General features: G+C 41.2%; 18 protein-coding genes. 2 read left to right on the plus strand and 16 right to left on the minus strand.

The genetic code is table 11. The features are described from left to right. Window position 1: 1 nt before the first annotated feature. The 10 genes from kamA to QUF78_RS15820 form a co-directional block, all read right to left on the minus strand. Window positions 2-1405 (minus strand): lysine 2,3-aminomutase, encoded by a 1404-nt coding sequence (gene kamA, locus QUF78_RS15775; protein ID WP_289325407.1) that lies wholly within the window; start codon window positions 1403-1405, stop codon window positions 2-4. Between the two features lie 120 nt (window positions 1406-1525). Continuing rightward, window positions 1526-2911 carry a sigma-54 interaction domain-containing protein gene (locus QUF78_RS15780; protein WP_289325408.1) on the minus strand — a complete coding sequence of 462 codons (1386 nt, stop codon included), beginning with the start codon at window positions 2909-2911 and terminating at the stop codon, window positions 1526-1528. A gap of 82 nt (window positions 2912-2993) precedes the next feature. Then, window positions 2994-3842 carry a putative beta-lysine N-acetyltransferase gene (gene ablB / locus QUF78_RS15785; protein ID WP_289325409.1) on the minus strand — a complete coding sequence of 283 codons (849 nt, stop codon included), beginning with the start codon at window positions 3840-3842 and terminating at the stop codon, window positions 2994-2996. An 80-nt stretch (window positions 3843-3922) separates the two neighbouring features. Next, window positions 3923-5194: a peptidase gene (locus QUF78_RS15790; protein WP_289325410.1), complete on the minus strand. Its 1272-nt coding sequence runs from the start codon at window positions 5192-5194 to the stop codon at window positions 3923-3925. A 9-nt stretch (window positions 5195-5203) separates the two neighbouring features. Beyond that, entirely contained in the window at window positions 5204-5869 is a 666-nt protein-coding gene (locus QUF78_RS15795; RefSeq protein WP_289325411.1) for a 3-oxoacid CoA-transferase subunit B, read from the minus strand. Continuing rightward, window positions 5836-6546, minus strand: a complete 711-nt coding sequence (locus QUF78_RS15800) for a CoA transferase subunit A (RefSeq protein ID WP_289327331.1) — start codon at window positions 6544-6546, stop codon at window positions 5836-5838. Before QUF78_RS15800 ends, QUF78_RS15795 begins: the two co-directional genes overlap by 34 nt. 2 nt (window positions 6547-6548) lie before the next feature. Then, window positions 6549-7913: an aspartate aminotransferase family protein gene (locus tag QUF78_RS15805; protein WP_289325412.1), complete on the minus strand. Its 1365-nt coding sequence runs from the start codon at window positions 7911-7913 to the stop codon at window positions 6549-6551. Between the two features lie 182 nt (window positions 7914-8095). Further along, complete coding sequence (locus tag QUF78_RS15810) at window positions 8096-8425, minus strand: hypothetical protein (RefSeq protein ID WP_289325413.1); 330 nt, start codon at window positions 8423-8425, stop codon at window positions 8096-8098. A 222-nt stretch (window positions 8426-8647) separates the two neighbouring features. Continuing rightward, complete coding sequence (locus tag QUF78_RS15815; RefSeq protein ID WP_289325414.1) at window positions 8648-9622, minus strand: S66 family peptidase; 975 nt, start codon at window positions 9620-9622, stop codon at window positions 8648-8650. A gap of 362 nt (window positions 9623-9984) precedes the next feature. Beyond that, complete coding sequence (locus tag QUF78_RS15820; protein WP_289325415.1) at window positions 9985-10149, minus strand: YjcZ family sporulation protein; 165 nt, start codon at window positions 10147-10149, stop codon at window positions 9985-9987. Between the two features lie 309 nt (window positions 10150-10458). On the opposite strand from QUF78_RS15820, the gene QUF78_RS15825 reads away from it, so the two are divergent. Further along, window positions 10459-11547: an SGNH/GDSL hydrolase family protein gene (locus tag QUF78_RS15825; RefSeq protein WP_289325416.1), complete on the plus strand. Its 1089-nt coding sequence runs from the start codon at window positions 10459-10461 to the stop codon at window positions 11545-11547. Between the two features lie 54 nt (window positions 11548-11601). On the opposite strand, the gene msrB is transcribed toward QUF78_RS15825, so the two are convergent. Both msrB and msrA read right to left on the minus strand, forming a co-directional pair. Beyond that, window positions 11602-12030, minus strand: coding sequence for a peptide-methionine (R)-S-oxide reductase MsrB (gene msrB / locus QUF78_RS15830; RefSeq protein WP_289316041.1), 429 nt, complete (start codon window positions 12028-12030; stop codon window positions 11602-11604). Continuing rightward, window positions 12020-12562 carry a peptide-methionine (S)-S-oxide reductase MsrA gene (gene msrA / locus QUF78_RS15835; protein ID WP_289325417.1) on the minus strand — a complete coding sequence of 181 codons (543 nt, stop codon included), beginning with the start codon at window positions 12560-12562 and terminating at the stop codon, window positions 12020-12022. Before msrA ends, msrB begins: the two co-directional genes overlap by 11 nt. Window positions 12563-12749: 187 nt before the next feature. Between msrA and QUF78_RS15840 the strand changes: the two genes are divergently transcribed. Next, window positions 12750-13484 carry a DUF4397 domain-containing protein gene (locus QUF78_RS15840; protein ID WP_289325418.1) on the plus strand — a complete coding sequence of 245 codons (735 nt, stop codon included), beginning with the start codon at window positions 12750-12752 and terminating at the stop codon, window positions 13482-13484. Between the two features lie 49 nt (window positions 13485-13533). On the opposite strand, the gene QUF78_RS15845 is transcribed toward QUF78_RS15840, so the two are convergent. From QUF78_RS15845 to QUF78_RS15860, 4 genes are all read right to left on the minus strand, one after another. Then, window positions 13534-14118 carry a YpmS family protein gene (locus QUF78_RS15845; protein WP_289316038.1) on the minus strand — a complete coding sequence of 195 codons (585 nt, stop codon included), beginning with the start codon at window positions 14116-14118 and terminating at the stop codon, window positions 13534-13536. After that, window positions 14115-14957 (minus strand): SGNH/GDSL hydrolase family protein, encoded by an 843-nt coding sequence (locus tag QUF78_RS15850; protein ID WP_289325419.1) that lies wholly within the window; start codon window positions 14955-14957, stop codon window positions 14115-14117. The genes QUF78_RS15845 and QUF78_RS15850 overlap by 4 nt, the downstream gene beginning before the upstream one ends. A gap of 285 nt (window positions 14958-15242) precedes the next feature. Then, the gene (locus QUF78_RS15855; protein ID WP_289325420.1) at window positions 15243-15833 is read right to left on the minus strand and encodes an SCO family protein; all 591 of its coding nucleotides are present in this window, start codon (window positions 15831-15833) and stop codon (window positions 15243-15245) included. Between the two features lie 151 nt (window positions 15834-15984). Next, window positions 15985-16827, minus strand: a complete 843-nt coding sequence (locus QUF78_RS15860; protein ID WP_289325421.1) for a DegV family protein — start codon at window positions 16825-16827, stop codon at window positions 15985-15987. Window positions 16828-17050: the final 223 nt, after the last annotated feature.

Raw genomic sequence — 17050 nt, forward strand, 5'->3', positions numbered from 1 at the left:
GCTATTCATCTCCCTTTGGAGTGCTCTTTTTTTGCTGTGCCTGGTATTTCTTTTCTTTCAACAAATCTCTTTTTTCACGTTGGTTTTTCAATGTAGCATGCTCTGGGTTTGTCACGTAATTTTCCCGTCGATTCATTCGCTTCAGCCCTTCAGGCACTAAATTGAATTGCTTATCGTTCATCAAACCGGATACACCTATATCTGACCTTTTTTCTTCCATATCGGGATATACCCCTTTGAAATAATCATCTGCAAGGCCAGGTGTATAATGCTCAGGTTCAGGATATGTGGTTATGACTCCTTCAAAATTGCGCAGCACCGTTTTTGTTGGGGATTGTGAAAGGATATAATTCGGTTGCAGTGTTATTTTCCCTCCCCCACCTGGAGCATCGACGACGAAGGTAGGAACAGCATACCCGGATGTATGGCCTCTGAGTCCCTCGATGATTTCAATCCCTTTTGATATGGGAGCCCTGAAATGACCGATGCCTTCTGACAAATCACACTGATAAATATAGTAAGGTCGCACACGAATCTTAACAAGGTCATGCATTAGCTTTTTCATGATTGCGACACTGTCATTTATCCCCGCTAAAATAACTGCCTGGTTGCCCACAGGTACACCTGCATCGGCAAGCATCTCACAAGCTTTCTTTGACTCTTCGGTGATTTCTATCGAGGTATTGAAATGAGTATTGAGCCAAACCGGATGATATTTTTTTAAGATGGTACATAAATTTTCAGTGATTCTTTGAGGAAAAACAACCGGAGCCCGCGTACCTATCCTGATTATTTCAACGTGAGGGATTTCCCTTAAGTTTTTGAGGATATATTCAAGGATCGTGTCATTAATCAATAATCCGTCCCCGCCTGAAATAAGGACGTCCCTAACCGCCGGTGTGTCACGTATATAACCGATGGCAGCGTCCAATTGTTTTTTTGGCACGCCCATGCCAATTTGCCCTGAAAAGCGTCTTCTCGTACAATAACGGCAGTACATCGAGCACTGATTCGTCACCAAAAAAAGGACGCGATCCGGATATCTATGGGTCAGACCCGGTACAGGGGAGTCCTCATCCTCATGAAGGGGGTCTTCCATGTCATATTTGGTTTTATGCATTTCTTCCGAGATGGGGACCGATTGCATTCTGATTGGACACCTTGGGTCATCTTGATTCATTAGCGAAGCATAGTATGGGGTGATATTCAAAGGGATGGTTTTAGTGGAGATCCTTACGCCTTCCTCTTCATCCGGAGTCAGGTTTACCACTTTTTTCAAATCATCAACGGTTCGGATCGTATTCGTAAGCTGCCACAGCCAGTTGTTCCATTGTTCTTTGGTTACATCTTTCCATAGCTCTATATCTTTCCAATTGCGATCTGGCTTATATAAGTCAAATAACATGGTTATACCTCCTGAGTTATGATAGTAGTATTAAATGCAAGAAGGGTGCCAAAATGACCCAAAAATTCCATTGACCATAAAAAAATCCGGACTGCTGGCTGCTTCCGGATTTTTTTATGGTCAAATATGTTTTTTTATTTTATATTGCAAGGTCTGCCTTGGAATCTGCAATAGCTTCGATGCCTGAAAGACATTTCCGTTTGTCTGATGAAGGGCCTCGGTAATCAATTTTGTTTCCATCTCAATCATGGCCTCACGAAGTGGAAGTATTTTTACTGATGAGGAATGGGTATGTTTTTTTAAAAACTGTGGCAAGTCTTCAAGGTTCAAAATATCCTTCTCCGTATGGTTCATCATGAATTCTATCGTATGTTTAAGCTCCCTTACGTTTCCAGGCCAATGATATTCCCGAAAGAAAACCTTTGTCTTCTCTTCAATGCCTTTTATGGAAAGTCCTAATTTACTGTTAAATATTGATATGAAATGCTCAGTCAGAAGCTCTATATCATCAGTACGCTCCCTTAACGAAGGCAGCTCGTAGCTCAATACGTTTAATCGGTAAAATAGATCTGGCCTTAGCCTGTTTTCCGATACGGCCTTTTTAGGATCTATATTCATCGCTGCCATGATCCTGACATCCACCTGTACGCTCTTTGTGCCGCCTATCCTCCTGATGAACCCATCTTCAAGCACACGCAGAAGCTTTGCCTGCAAGTCAATCGGCATTGATTGCAATTCATCCAAAAACAAGGTTCCGCCGTTTGCTAATTCAAATAATCCCTGGCGTTCCACAGCGCCAGTGTAACTTCCTTTAGCCGTACCGAATAGAAGCGATTCCAATAAATTTTCTGGTAAGGCAGCACAATTTTGTGCGATGAATGGTTCTTTACTGCGGCTGGAATCCTTATGGATGCTTTGAACAAAAAGCTCTTTTCCTACACCGCTTTCCCCATAAACCAATACCGATGAGGATGATCGGGCAGCCTTTTTCCCTTGTGATATCAAACGCTTAAACCCAGTATCACTGGTCAGGATTTCAGTGAACGAATACAATCCGCCTTTCTGGGACGTTTTCTTTTCAGGACTTTTGATTGTCTTGAGCGAGCTTTCAAGGTCAGCTAACCTTTCAGATAATTGCTTCAAACTTGAATAATCCTTAGCAATTTCTATTGCACCAATCATGAACCCATCTACATATATGGGGAGCGTCGTATTTAGCGTCTCAATGATTCGCCCATGTGCATTTACATATGATTGGCTATAGTTGTAGATCGGTTTTTCAGATTTAATCACTCGGAGTAATGTCGATGATTTGTGATTTAAAGAAGGGAAGGCTTCAAGCAACGGTTTCCCAAGCACTTCACTTCTTTTCATTCCATCATGATTGGCCGCCACTCCGTTATAAAATATGGTCTGTCCTTTTGGATCTATTACATGAATGCCTTCATCAATTGTCTCTAATATAGCTTCCAGTACTTCACTTGTATTAAAAAATTCACTTGGCAAGATATCCCTCCTCAATTACCCTCTTGCTAGAGTATATGAGGAAATGCCAAAAACTTGTCATGTACCGCCTGAAAATGAGCAATCATGTAAAATTTTTCACCCAAAGATTCATGTCTTCCAGTTTATCGAAGATGTAACAATTATTGGCCAAACGTCCACGGTACGAGTAACCCTGCTGGTGCAATGCAGCATTCATACCGAATGAGAGCGACCGGGCAATGGAATAAATACAATAATTGCCATTCGAAATAAGGTAGTCTTCAAGTGAGGAAATCAAGTGTTTCATCAAACCGTACTGCCGATGTTCCGGCAATGTCGCACAATCAGTGATTTCCGCATTATGGTAAAAGGCATCAATTTCTGCGGAAGCAGCACTGATGATCTTGCCTTCATGAACAAAAATATAAAAGACCGTTCCCTTTTCCATGCATTTTTTCACATATAACGGATCATTCATCGGAGTGGGATACACTTCGAAAACCTTCCCGTACAATTGTGCCAGCTGAACTGCATCGGTAACTTCCGCTTTACGTGCTTGATAGGCAGTCGGCGGATCATCCAGTCCGGATTTAATCGGGAGACTCTGAACATCGGTGAGGATTTGATCTTCCTTTTCCCATTCCTCACTGTTGCGCCTTTCGTTCTTGTTATATTTTACAAGGAAGAAACAATCGCTTCCCAAAAAGAATTTATCGATGCTTCCTTCATATAAAAAGCCCTGAGCAATTAATGCCAGAACGTTTTCCTTGCGTGACTTGAAGATGATTTTCTCTGCTGATACGCCGTTAGCCACCTTCAGGGATTCCTCTACGCATTCCTGAAAATGACCTAGGTAATCGTCAACCCTTAATCGCTTATTAAAATAGTCGATCGTAATATGTATTGAGCACCTTGGCTTTTGAATTCTTTTTTCAATGATGCCAGCCTCCATTTGTCCCGCTCCTTTCACGTCCATCGAAAATGGTAATATAAGGCCTGACCCTTTCTAGAATCAGACCTTGGGAAAAATAATTATTGCTCTTCCACCCCGCACCAATCAATCATGGTCAATGCAATGATTTCTGCAACCTCCATCATTTTATCCACTTCTATATATTCGTTTGAATCATGGGCCATTTTCGTTTCCCCTGGTCCAAATACAACTACGGGAGTCGAGCCAACTGATGAAAGGTACCCTCCATCCGTCGCCCAAGGGGACGCTTCGACAAGCGGTTCTTCCCCCACCACTTTTTCATAGTACCTGCCAATGGTTTTCATTAGCGAATGATCGATTTCGAGATTGCCAGGCAGCCATCTGGCCCCAAACCATTCTAATTCAATTGGTTTTTCTTTGAACCATGAATCACTCTGGTTTAAAGCATCTATTCGCTGTATCAGCGATTTTTGTGCCTCTTCCATGGTCTCTGTCGGTGCGATGCCGAATCTGCCTTCAAGAACGGCTGTATCCGGCACGGAAGAAGGCCAGTTTCCGCTTTGAATGCTTCCTATGTTGATTGGAATGGGAATGGGTACATTTTTATAGAGTGAATGACGGAGTGACTCATTCCGTTCTTGTTCAAGCATCTTGATTTCTTTCATTACACCAACCGCTTTATCAATTGCACTTACTCCTTCATACCTTGTGCCTCCATGTGCAGACTTGCCCTTTATTTTCAGTCGAAACCACATCGAACCTTGCTGTAAAGGGAATAGTTTCATATTGGTAGGCTCCGGAATGATTGCCCCATCCGCTTCGTACCCTCTGATGACTGCCGCAAGTGTTCCTGCACCGCCGCTTTCCTCTTCAATCACACTCTGGAAAATCACGTCCCCCTTCAATTGGATTCCAGATTCGACTATCGCTTCGATGGCCAGCAATAAAGAAACATTGCCGCCTTTCATATCTGTCGTTCCCCTCCCGAACACTTTCCCGTCTTTTAATTTGCCGCTATAGGGTTCATCGTGCCATGCTGCATGATCGCCTTCAGGAACAACATCAATATGTCCGTTTAAAATAAGGGATTTCCCATTGCCGGTTCCTCTTTTAATAGCCACAAGGTTCGGATTTCCTTTAAAATCCTTGCGATCGCAATAAAAATGGGGGTGTTTTCTTAATTGTTCATCCCCAATTTCCCATAGATCTATTTCCAGACCAAGTTGTCTGCACTTCTCGACCACTATGGCTTGTGCACTTCCTTCTTGCCCCCTTTTGCTCGGTTCCTGGACCAGTTTTTGCAAAAGCTGAACCCCATTTGTCCGATGATCATTCAACCATGTTCTTATTCTTTCCTCATACATATCCATTCTCCTCTCTCATTCTTTTAAAATATGGATGTTTTCAGAGACGGTAAACAAGGCTTCGGTTCGATCCCTGATTTCCTCAATACTGGATGTATCAAATACATCTGTTAAAAGGAGGCCCTCGGAAGTTACAGAAAACACGCCTAGCTCAGTGATGATCATATGTACGCATTTCTTGGCAGTTAACGGCAACGTACATTTTTTGACTAATTTAGACATGCCCGCTTTATCGGTATGTTCCATTAATACGATGACCTTTTTTGCCTTTGCAGCCAGTTCCATGGCACCACCCATGCCTGGCACCCTCTTTCCTGGGACAATCCAATTAGCGAGATCCCCCACTTCACTCACTTGAAGGGCTCCTAGAATCGTGATATCCACCCTCCCGCGCCTTATCATCCCAAATGCAACCGTACTGTCGCAGTAGGAAGCCCCGGGTCTTATGGTGATCGGTAGTCCCCCGGCATTGCAAAGATGTGCATCTTCCTTTCCCTTTTCAGGAGAACTGCCAATCCCCACAAGGCCATTTTCAGCATGAAACATAACTTTATGGTCATTCAAAAGATGATTCGGTACAAGCGATGGAATGCCAATTCCCAAATTGACCAGCATCCCATCGCTTATTTCTGCTGCTGCCCGTTTCGCTATTCGATTTCTATCTTCGGTTCCCAAACCCATTTCCAATCGACTCCTTTTGATGGAATGATATAATCCACAAAGGCACCTGGCACAATGATGCTCTCTGGATCCAAAGAGCCAAGCGGAACGATTTGCATGGCTTCGACGATCGTGATTTGTCCGGCCGCAGCTACGAGTGGGTTCGTGTTCCTGGCGCTTTTATCAAAGATGAGGTTTCCGTAAGGATCTGCCATTTCTGCGTAAACAATGGCGATATCTGCTGTTAATGCAGGTTCCACCAGATAATTTTTCTTACCTATCTTTACGGTTTGCTTGCCTTCCCGGACGATATCGGTTTCAATTCCTATATCAGTCAATACCCCACCTAATCCCATCCCTCCAGCCCGGATGCGTTCGACAAGTGTACCTTGAGGAGAGAACTCCACTTCGAGTTCCCCATTGTTCATTAATAGTCCTGCATTTGGATTGGAACCGATATGGGAAACGATGATTTTTTTTGCACGGCGTTGGGTGACCAGTTTTCCGATTCCAATATCGGGGAAACCTGTATCGTTCCCAATCAAGGTTAAATCCTTTATACCTGACTCCAAAATCAGATTGATCAATCCCGGAGGTGTCCCAATACCACCGAATCCCCCATACAAGATGGACTGATTATCTTTAAAGAGATGGAGGACATCCTCCAAACGACAAATCTTCTGGAATGTATTTTCCAACACTATGACTCACTTCCTTGGTGTGATGGCCGTTTACCAAAGGATTCATTAAATTGCCGAAAAGTTATATCGACCCTCATTAACAATTCTGCACACTCCTCTTCCGAAATCGTTAACGGCGGGGAGATGATGATGGCTGCCCCGGTTACACCGTCAAGGCCTGCTGCTGCGGGATAAAGGAGTATTCCATTCCTCATTCCCAACTCAATGATTTCATTGGTCACATCGGCCTCCTTCGGAAATGGGGCCTTTGTGGCCTTATCCTGGACAAATTCGACGCCTATCAATAAACCTCTGCCACGTATATCACCGATAAAGGAATACTTCCCTGCTAACTTCTTCAGGCCCCTAATCAGGTCCTTCCCTCTATCGGCTGATTTTTCAACAAGATCATTCCTTACGACATATTCTAAAACGGCTAAAGATACCGCACACGATAATGGATTGGCACTAAGCGTATGTCCTCCGATAATTGACTTCGAGCCTTTCATTATTGGCTCCATCACGTTTTTGGTCATTACTGTGGCGGCTATCGGGGTGTACCCTCCACTCATGCCTTTACCAAATGTTACGATATCAGGTTCCACATCCCAATATTCTGAGGCAAGCATCTTACCGGTACGTCCAAATCCAGTCATGACTTCATCGGCAATGAATAAAATATCATTCTCTTCACAGATTTTCTTCAGTTTTCGAAAATAACCATCAGGAGGGACAATCGCCCCTCCAGCTGCCCCGATAACAGGTTCTGCGATGAAAGCCGCTATATTTTCACTGCCAATACGCCGGATGGATGCTTCCAATTCCGAAGCACAGGCCATTCCGCACGTATGGGGATCAAGTTGAAGTGGACACCGGTAACAATATGGAGGAGATACAGAAGGATATGATTCAAGCAAAGGGGTAAATCGCTCTCGACGAATCGGATGCCCAGACATTGAAAGAGCCCCCATCGTGATGCCATGGTAGCTCATCCACCTCGATATGATTTTCTGTTTCTTGGGCTTCCCTTTTTCCTGCCAATGCTGAATGGCTATCTTCAAGGCAGTTTCAGTTGCTTCGGAGCCGCTGTTTACAAAAAAGCTGTAGGTCAGTTCCCCTTTGGTCAATTCAGCAATTTTTCCGGCAAGTTTCTCTGCAGCATCATTGGTAAATTGGGAACGATATACAAATGAAACCAGTTTAGCCTGTTTTACCATCGCCTCCATGATTTCCTGGACCCCATGGCCAATATTGGCAGTAACAGCACCTGAGGAAGCATCCAAGTAATCCTTACCTTCTTTGTCGTATAAAAACACTCCTTGACCATGACTGATAGTCGGGTAGGCTCCTCCCAGGACCGGCTTGATCAATGAAGACTGCTCCATAAGCCCACACTCTCCTTCTCTTTAAAAACAAATGCAATATAGTAAAGTGTATGTCCAGATGAACGCAATCTTGCTAAGGAAATTGACCTAAGCAAATAAACGGATGAATTTTTGGGTTTCCTGATGAATCGGACAAAAAAAGGCGACAAAAAAAGTGTATCCGCGAGAGATACACTTTTTTCTTACAATGCGCTAATTAGTTCTTTTTCACGAATGGACTCCAAAAAACTTTCATCCTTTAAAACAGCCAGCACATTTTTATAAAAAGCAGTTTTATCGATAACTGAAGTATGTACATATTCATACTCTTTTAAAGAAGGATGACGCAAAACATTTTTCATGCAGGAATGACAAACTTTTTTAGTTCCTAACTTATAGTAGTTCAAGTTGCTTGCATCACCATTAGAAGTGTCTCCGTTACAAACGAAACATGTATGGCTAACACGGCCTTTTTTATTATACTCGGCCAAAGCCCCTTCTAAACGAATGGATGCGGGAATTGTTAATAACACATAATCACCTTTTCTATTTTAAATCTCTTAGTATTATATCAGAAAAATATAGAATTTGAACTATTAGACTCATATTCCCTAATAATGCTTGTAAAATAGGACAATTTTCAGGTGCTGATTAGAGGAAAGGCTCCAAAAACACACCAAAATGTAAAATACATTTATCCAAATCCCGACAGATTAAAATACCGTCCACTTTTTGAACGGCGTCTTCAAACTGTGTCATGAATTTATCTGGATCGTCGCTTTTCCGTTCTTTACCTTCATTATTGCTTTTGAACCAACCGGCACCGTTACAAATGGATGAACATGACCAAAATTGGCATTAGCGATCACGGGTATGCCATTTATCTCCTTTTTGCCAGCTATGATTTCATGCAAAGCATATTCAGTCATCCCCGAATCCTTTTGGAAACGGCCTATGATGATTCCTTTAATCCCAGTTGCCTCTGGCTGATGTAACAAGGATTGTAAATCCCGGTCAAAACTGAATGGATGACTTTCTTCGTCATCTTCAATGAAAAGGATACTGTCCATTAAAGACGGCATAAACTCTGTACCTTGTAATAGATTGAGTGTGCAAAGATTTCCCCCAATGATCGTCCCAGCCGCTTCCCCTTCCTGAATGACCATATAACCAGCATTCGGGTGGAAAGTTCGGTCATCCTGTTCTAAATGCCAAGAGTCATCACTCCACGTTTCACTTGGATCAAGATAAAAGCCTTCACTTTCAATTACAGCCTTTTTAAAATATTCCATCGTATATTCCAGACCAGCCTTCATTCCGAACGTCGAGAAATGAGGACCTGAGTATGTAGTTAGGCCTGTTTTTTTATGAATGGCCAATAAAATTGCGGTTATATCACTATACCCCATCAACACTTTTGGATTTTCCTTAATCAAATCGTAGTCGATATATCGTAACAATTGGTTAGCGTTATACCCCCCGATGGCTGTAAAGATTCCCTTAACATTCGGATCCCTGAAAGCCTCATGTAAATCTTCGACCCGGTCTTCAATCGAATTCGAAAAAAAGTCATCATGGAACAAAGCCGTTTTACCATATGTCACTTTAAAACCAAGCTCAATCAATCTTTCTTCTGCCAATCTGCGTTGTTCCCCTTTGACAATCGCCAAGCTTCTTGAAGGAGCAATAACGCGAATTTCATCCCCTGCTTGTAAACGGGAAGGTTTCATATCTTTATCCCCCTAAATTAATACATCTTTCGTTATTTTAGCAGAAATGTTGAACAAAGAAAAATCAAGACTCTTAAGGACTGCCACTCACCCCATTCTCTTATCGACCTTACTTACATCAAAACCTGGTCATGATTTCCTTATAGATCCTTTGGCCTTGTTCTCCCCATCAATGGCATCCTCTCTTCATTCCCGTTGTGCCAGGAATTGTTGTGTAATGTATCGCCTGTCCCATGATTACACTGTATTTATCCATGTCTAATCAGTAATCACTATGGATTCTAAAAAGGCCCCCGTCAAACCACCAAATCCTTACATAAAGAAAAGACCAGCTTTATAAACTGGTCTCTTTAGTTATTCAATTAGCAACAGAATGAAGCACCGATGATAATCAACAGAATGAACAAGACAACGATTAATGCGAAGCCTGATCCAAATCCGCAGCAACCGCCGCCGCCGCCACCATATCCACCGCCGCCACCATAACCGTAACCTGGTCCTGCAACATTTCCACCATATCCGTACATTAAGTTTCACTCCTTTTAGAATTCTGATTTCTCTTTACACCTTACCATATGTCAATACGCCCGCCTCGGTCTGTGTATTTGCCTATTTTTTTGGATTTAAGAAAAAACTTATCGAAAAACACCTTCATCACCATTAAACATTCAATAGGTGAAACACCAAGAGTAGCCATAAAAAGTGTCAAAAAAACGTTTCGTATTTATTGTGTTACTTTAAAATTGGGATATAATAAGAAAAAAAACAATTCTTAGCCTCTTTACGCTATCTCATGCCAATATAGATACATAAAAGGTTAATACGGGGGAACATAATTGAAAAAGAACGCAAAATCCTTCATCCCTTTCGCTGCAATCGCCACGATCCTTCTAATCAGCTATATCCTTCAAAAAGCTCCTAAAACATATGGATCGGATGATTCGATAAATGTTTATCAAAAATTCCAAACAGGCCAGCCCATTCAGTATCTCGTTATTGGTGACAGTATCGGAAGAGGGTCGGGAGCCGAAAACCCTAAACTAACATGGTTCAAACAGTTAGAAGATAAGTTGATCGAAACCAATGATGTTCCTTTACACGGAGATTACGTGGTCCAAAGCGGATCCACTGCTTTTGAAGGTCTATTTAAGCTTTCCCAAAGAAAGAAGCATGACCATAAAGATTTGATTTTCTTCGTTTTCGGTGAAAATGACCGTAAATATATGAATGTCGATGATTTTATCATGACATATGAAGCTTTAATCAGAAAGGCAAAAGGGCTCCACCCTAATGCTGAATTGTTCACAATAACAGAGAGTTCCTTGAAATATGAGGAATTTGCGTCAGCCATCGTCCTTTTATCCAAACATTATGGTGCAACTAATGTGGATATGCGTCCAATATTCAAGCATTCTGGATATACGGAAAAACAGCTGACCAGAGATTTGATTCATCCAAATGGGCTAGGTTATAAATTTTATGCTAATGAAATATACGAACGCTTCCTGGATAATATAGAACGCGGGAAGACTGTTTCAGGCCTGCCATCTAAGCTTCATGACCATTCAGAATTTGAATTATCCGAGATTGAACACTATGAAAAAATGAAAGGTTTCCGTCCAAGGGGCGGCTATTTCACTAGTAGTGTAAAGGGCAGTGTGATTGAATATAACTTCAAAGGAACTATGCTTGGTGTGAGACTGCTTAGGAGTCCCGATGGCGGGGAAGTAGATGTATGGATCGATGGAAATGAAATCACCACTTTGAATACGTGGTGGCCCTTTGCCCGTGAAAGGTATTTATTTATCACTAATGGGCTTCCTCCAGGTTCACATACGGTCCGTTTTGAGGTGACTGGCAGAAGTAAAGCAATGGAGCTTACCACCATCCCATATGTCCGGATAGCATCGATCATTACCGATTGAATCTTACCCGATATTAAATAACCCCCTATCATTATCTGATAGGGGGTTTTCCATTCAATCAAAAAGCTTTTTGTATTCTCCATATCCTTCTTTTTCAAGATCTTGGAGCGGGATGAACCTCAATGAGGCAGAATTGATGCAATACCGCAAGCCTGATGGTCCAGGCCCATCATTAAAGACATGGCCCAGATGAGAATCGGCAGTTTTTGAGCGAACCTCGATTCTTCTCATACCGTAACTCGTATCGAGGTTTTCCACCACTTCCTCTTCTTTTAGCGGTTTAGTGAAGCTTGGCCAACCACAGCCTGAATCGAACTTTTCCTTTGAAGTGAAAAGAGGATTACCTGAAACGATGTCCACATATAACCCTTCCTCCTTCAAGTTCCAATATTCATTGTTAAAAGCTGGTTCCGTTCCATTATTTTGGGTGACTTCATATTGAATCGCTGAAAGTTTCTGTTTTAATTCTTCTTTACTTTTCATCTTTTTCCCCCCAGTGATGTTGTATAAATGCTTTTCGGCCTGAGCCAATCGAATATCTTTCATAATGCTCAGGTTGCTTTTTATAATAATGCTGGTGATATGTCTCAGCTGGATAAAAAGTTTTGGCTGGTCTAACCGGCGTTACGATCGGTTTGGAAAATTTTCCGCTCGCCTGCAACTTAGCTTTGGATGCTTCAGCTATTTCACGTTGTTTTTCGTCATGATAAAAAATGGCCGTTTGATAAGAACTTCCCCGGTCATGAAATTGTCCGCCAACATCTGTCGGGTCAATTTGCTGCCAAAACAACTCGATTATTTTTTCATATGGATATACGCTTGGATCAAAGGTGATCTGCACAGCCTCATAATGTCCCGTGGTTTCAGAACAAACTTCTTTGTACGTAGGATTTTCCGTAGTCCCGCCCGTATAGCCCGAGATAACGGATTCGATACCAGGCTGTTCATCGAACGGTTTCACCATGCACCAAAAACATCCACCTGCGAATGTTGCTTTCTCTAATTGCTTTGTCAAATGAAAATCCTCCTTTTTTACAAACAATCCATTGAATGCATTTTAACGCTTTTATTTTGCTCTGTAAAATAATATGCCGATCGTCCCTTTTAACATAAATTGCCCCTTCCCTTATAAGGGAAGGAAACACACGCCCAAGTATAACTACATATGATGAGTCCATAATGGAAAATGTGAGGTGTTGGAAATGAGCGATAAACAATCATATTTACAAAAAGCGGGTACTTATGATTTACTATCGTCTTATTATAAATACAGTAATCCGCATCTGCATGATTATTATTACCATAAGCATTTGAAAAGTCTCAATAAAGCAACACAACAATCGAGATATGAGCATATGAAAGTCATATTGCCATCACAAGTTCGCATTTTACACGCTGCCCCAACAGCTCCCTCATTTGATGTTTATGTAAATGAAAAGTGCATTCTCAACAATCTTTCATATAAAGAAAGCAATGGTTATTCACAGCTTTCCCCTGGCATATACCAATTGGAGATATACCGCAGCGGGCAAAGGCTTTTAGGCTGTAAAGTGGCGCTAGAAAGCGGGAGGTCCTATACCATAGCAGCTTCCTTGGCTAATGAGTCGTTGAAAATGTCACCTTTCGAAGATAATCCATTGGTGCCTCAAAATGAAGCCAAGGTCCGATTCATCCATCTTTCCCATGGTTTACCTTCGGTGGATATTGCCGTCAAAGACGGAGATGTCGTTTTTGAAAATCTCGATTTCAGGGAAGCATGCGATTATCTTAATATACATCCCATGATAGTCGACTTCGAAGTCAGGAAAGCTGGGACAAAAGAGATCATACTCTCTTTGCCAAACTATGTTTTCCAAGAAAATACGTCCTCAACCATTTTTATAATCGGATTGAATCGAAAATCATCAACTCCAGAAACCTTAACGCTCTCCCCATAAATGATAAAAAACCAGGATTCATTGATCCTGGTTTTTTATCAATTCACTATTACTGTAATGATGATGGGATGGTCAATAAAAATGAAATGTCATCATTCTCAAGATCGAAGTCTTTCGCCTTCACCCTAATGTCGCTTTTCAATTCCATATCCTGCAATGACACATAAATACTTTCGTCATTGGGGCTGATGCTAACCCAATCCGGCATGTTATAACGCTCATTTATTAGGTTCATTACATATGAAACAGGAAGATTCATTTGTCCAACAGCAATTGATTTTTGTTTTAAGACCAAATCCCCATTCTTTTGGGCAATTGGCTCAAAAGTCAATTTCATTTCAACTTCACGATTGAAAAATGGCATTGTTCCATATAACTCTACCTCATCCGTTAAATACACTTCGTAGTGAATCGATCCCGTCAATCCTTCTTTATCAAGATATTGGTTGATTAATCTCGTCAGGTCTTCCCGATTCGTGTGAACTTGAAATTGGATATCTTCTTCGTGGCTTACTTGTGGAATCAGCTCTTTATCTTTAGCCGGCAGATTTACTAAAATCACAACAAACAGGATGACCAGGATGTTTAGGGCTAATAGGGAAATAAACAAAGTCTTCCATTTGACATTTGTCATTCTTGGTCATCATCTCCTTTGGCACTCGCTTCCAACGTGTCCTTTCCAATTGTGGTTATATCCATATCATTATAGATTCTTGTCGCGATTAATTCATATCCGCGGTCATTTGGATGAAAATAATCCTCAGCATAAAGCAAATCCTCTTCGGAATCCTTGAAAATGTCTGCTATTTCAATAAAATAGGCTGAATCATATTCTTCAATAATCTCTTTTCCGCTTTCATTCCAATCATTCATGATCATATCAAGTTCATAAAAATCAGCGAACCATTTGGAGAATGGATTATAAACGCCAACAAGGTAAATTTGCGCATGATCATTTTCGGAACGAACCTTATCAAGTATCTGCCTTAATCTTTTTTCATACCCTATTTTTGCCGAATCAAACTGATTCAGTTCCAAGTTGGAGAAATTCTGTTTAAAGACCTTCATGATATCATTTCCACCGATTGTGACAACAATCGAGTCAGCTTGCTTAATGTCTTCTTTAATCCTAGCCTTATCCAGTCTTTTCAATAGTTGGTCGGTCCTATTTCCACGTATGCCATGATTAATCATCTCAACGGAAGTAATCGATGGTTCTTTTTCCAGCTTATTTTGTAAATAAGGCAGATACCCGCCGTTATCTTTACTATCACCGACACCTTGAGTCAAGGAATCGCCAATTGAAACGATTTGCACAGGGTCTGGAAAAAAGCTGGCAGGAATGGTTTCCTTTTTACTCAGCTCAACTATGCTTTTCTGCTGAACAGATGGCTGCTTTGAGGCCGGTTCACTTTGACCGCAGCCTGAAATCCAAACTAGGCATATGAAAAGACAGGTGATTCTGTACCTCATGTCCCTCACCTTCCTACCCATATATTATATCATGCAGAAAACGAAAAATTGCAAACAATATACCTTCATCATACTTTTATCTTGAGCATTCCTTACTATACAATATGAAAAATGAAGTGAATAAAAGCTAGTCCTATAAAATTTAGCATGTACTGAGGATGTAAAATCATTCTTCGCCACTGCTGTTTCTTCAAAAACTAATTTTCACTTTTTCACCTTTCAAAATGCTAAAGAAATCCGAATGAAAAATGGATGAAAACAGAAAGAACAGGTCATTTAACCTGTTCAATAATTCTGTAAAATTTTTATATGCTTAATAATTTCTTCAAAGGGAATATCCTGCAGACCTGTATAATCCATAATGATCTTTCCTTCTTGATCAATTAGAAAAAAGCTGGTCCCATGAATCACTTGATCTTCTCTTTCTGGTTTTTTGACGATTGTTTTAAAGTTATCCAATGCAAACTGCTCGATTTCTTCCTGACCATAACCGGTCAGAAAATGCCAATTTCCGTAATCCACATTAAATTGGTCACCAAACTTTTTTAAAACATCAGGTTTGTCAATTTCCGGGTCCACAGAAAAGGAAACGAACTCTACATCCGATATACCCTCAGCCTTCAGTTGCTGCTGCAATTTCGTCATATTGGAAGTCATGGGCAGACAGACCGTCTCGCAGCTTGTGAAAATAAAATCCGCTACCCAAACCTTACCTTTAAGATCGCTTTTTGAGAAAGGCTTTCCCTCCTGATCAATGTAACTAAAATCTTCAAGGTCCCAATTCTTGGCATCAGGTACACCATTGGAACCGCATGCTGTCAACAGCAATAAAATTGATGCCCCCATAGCTGCCATAAGCAAATGCAGCTTTCTCATCCCTACCCCGTCCTTTATGTATAAAATATTCTGTTACTTCATTTATTCTAACAGACCAATTGGTATGAGAACAGCAACACTTTCTACGAATTAAAGACAATTGTAAAAATGACAGACCTCTGCGGCTGCAATTTCATACACTTTATACATATCAATCCCAATAATACATGATTGCCATGGCGCCTTCGCCTGTATGGGTACTGACAACGGCAGTGGTTGCATCTATCTTTATATCTTGATACCCTGTTAATTCTGCAATGGCCTGGCGGACTTTATCCGCAATTTCAAGTCCATTTGCATGTACAAAACCAATGCCTCTAATTTTTTTGCCTTGTGTATCTTCTTTGAATTTCTTGATGATGAACTTCACGACCTGTGACTGGCTCCTAGCTTTGGATACAGGATTCAGTACACCATCGTCCAAAAGTGCAATCGGCTTTATGTGCAGCAGTGAACCGATAAATGCAGAAACTTTCCCAATCCTTCCACCTTTAACGAGGTTATCAAGTGTTTCAATGACAATGATTAAACTTGACTGCTTTTTAATATGTTCCAGTCGTTCGATTATCTCTGATACGGATTTCCCTTCCTTTGCCATCTTCGCTGCCTCGATCACCTGGAATGACATCGCTTTCGAAATGAATTTCGAGTCAAGAACGGTTACTTTCGCTTCAGACATACTGGCTGCGCTTTCCGCTGAGCGTACAGTACCGCTCATGCCACCTGTCATATGAATCGAAATAATCTCACTGCCGTCTTTTCCGAGTTCATTATATACCTCAACAAAGGTACCTGCGGCTGGTTGTGAGCTTTTTGGAAGTTCTTTTGACTGGTTCATCCTTTTCAAGAATTCTTCTTGTTCGATTTCAACCTTATCCAAAAAAGTCTCTCCATCTATAAAGATAGATAAAGGAACCATTGTAATGTCATAATATTCCAGTTCTTCCGGTGTCATATCTACTGTAGAATCTGTTACTATCTTTACTTTTTTCATCATTACACATCCCTAAATTAACATATCTATTGTATTATACCTATTCAAGGTACGCATTCAAACCAAAGGTATCTTTTTTCAAGTGAAAGGATACTCATCTTTCGAAATGATTGCACAAAAAAAAGACCGTCCCATGAGCTAACCTGAACACATGCCGTTTTATTTCGGAATCGCACGGCATTCGTGGCATCTCTTTTATCGGAGATGTTAGCTATGGAACAGT

The organism is Peribacillus sp. ACCC06369, from assembly GCF_030348945.1.
GTDB lineage: Bacteria > Bacillota > Bacilli > Bacillales > DSM-1321 > Peribacillus.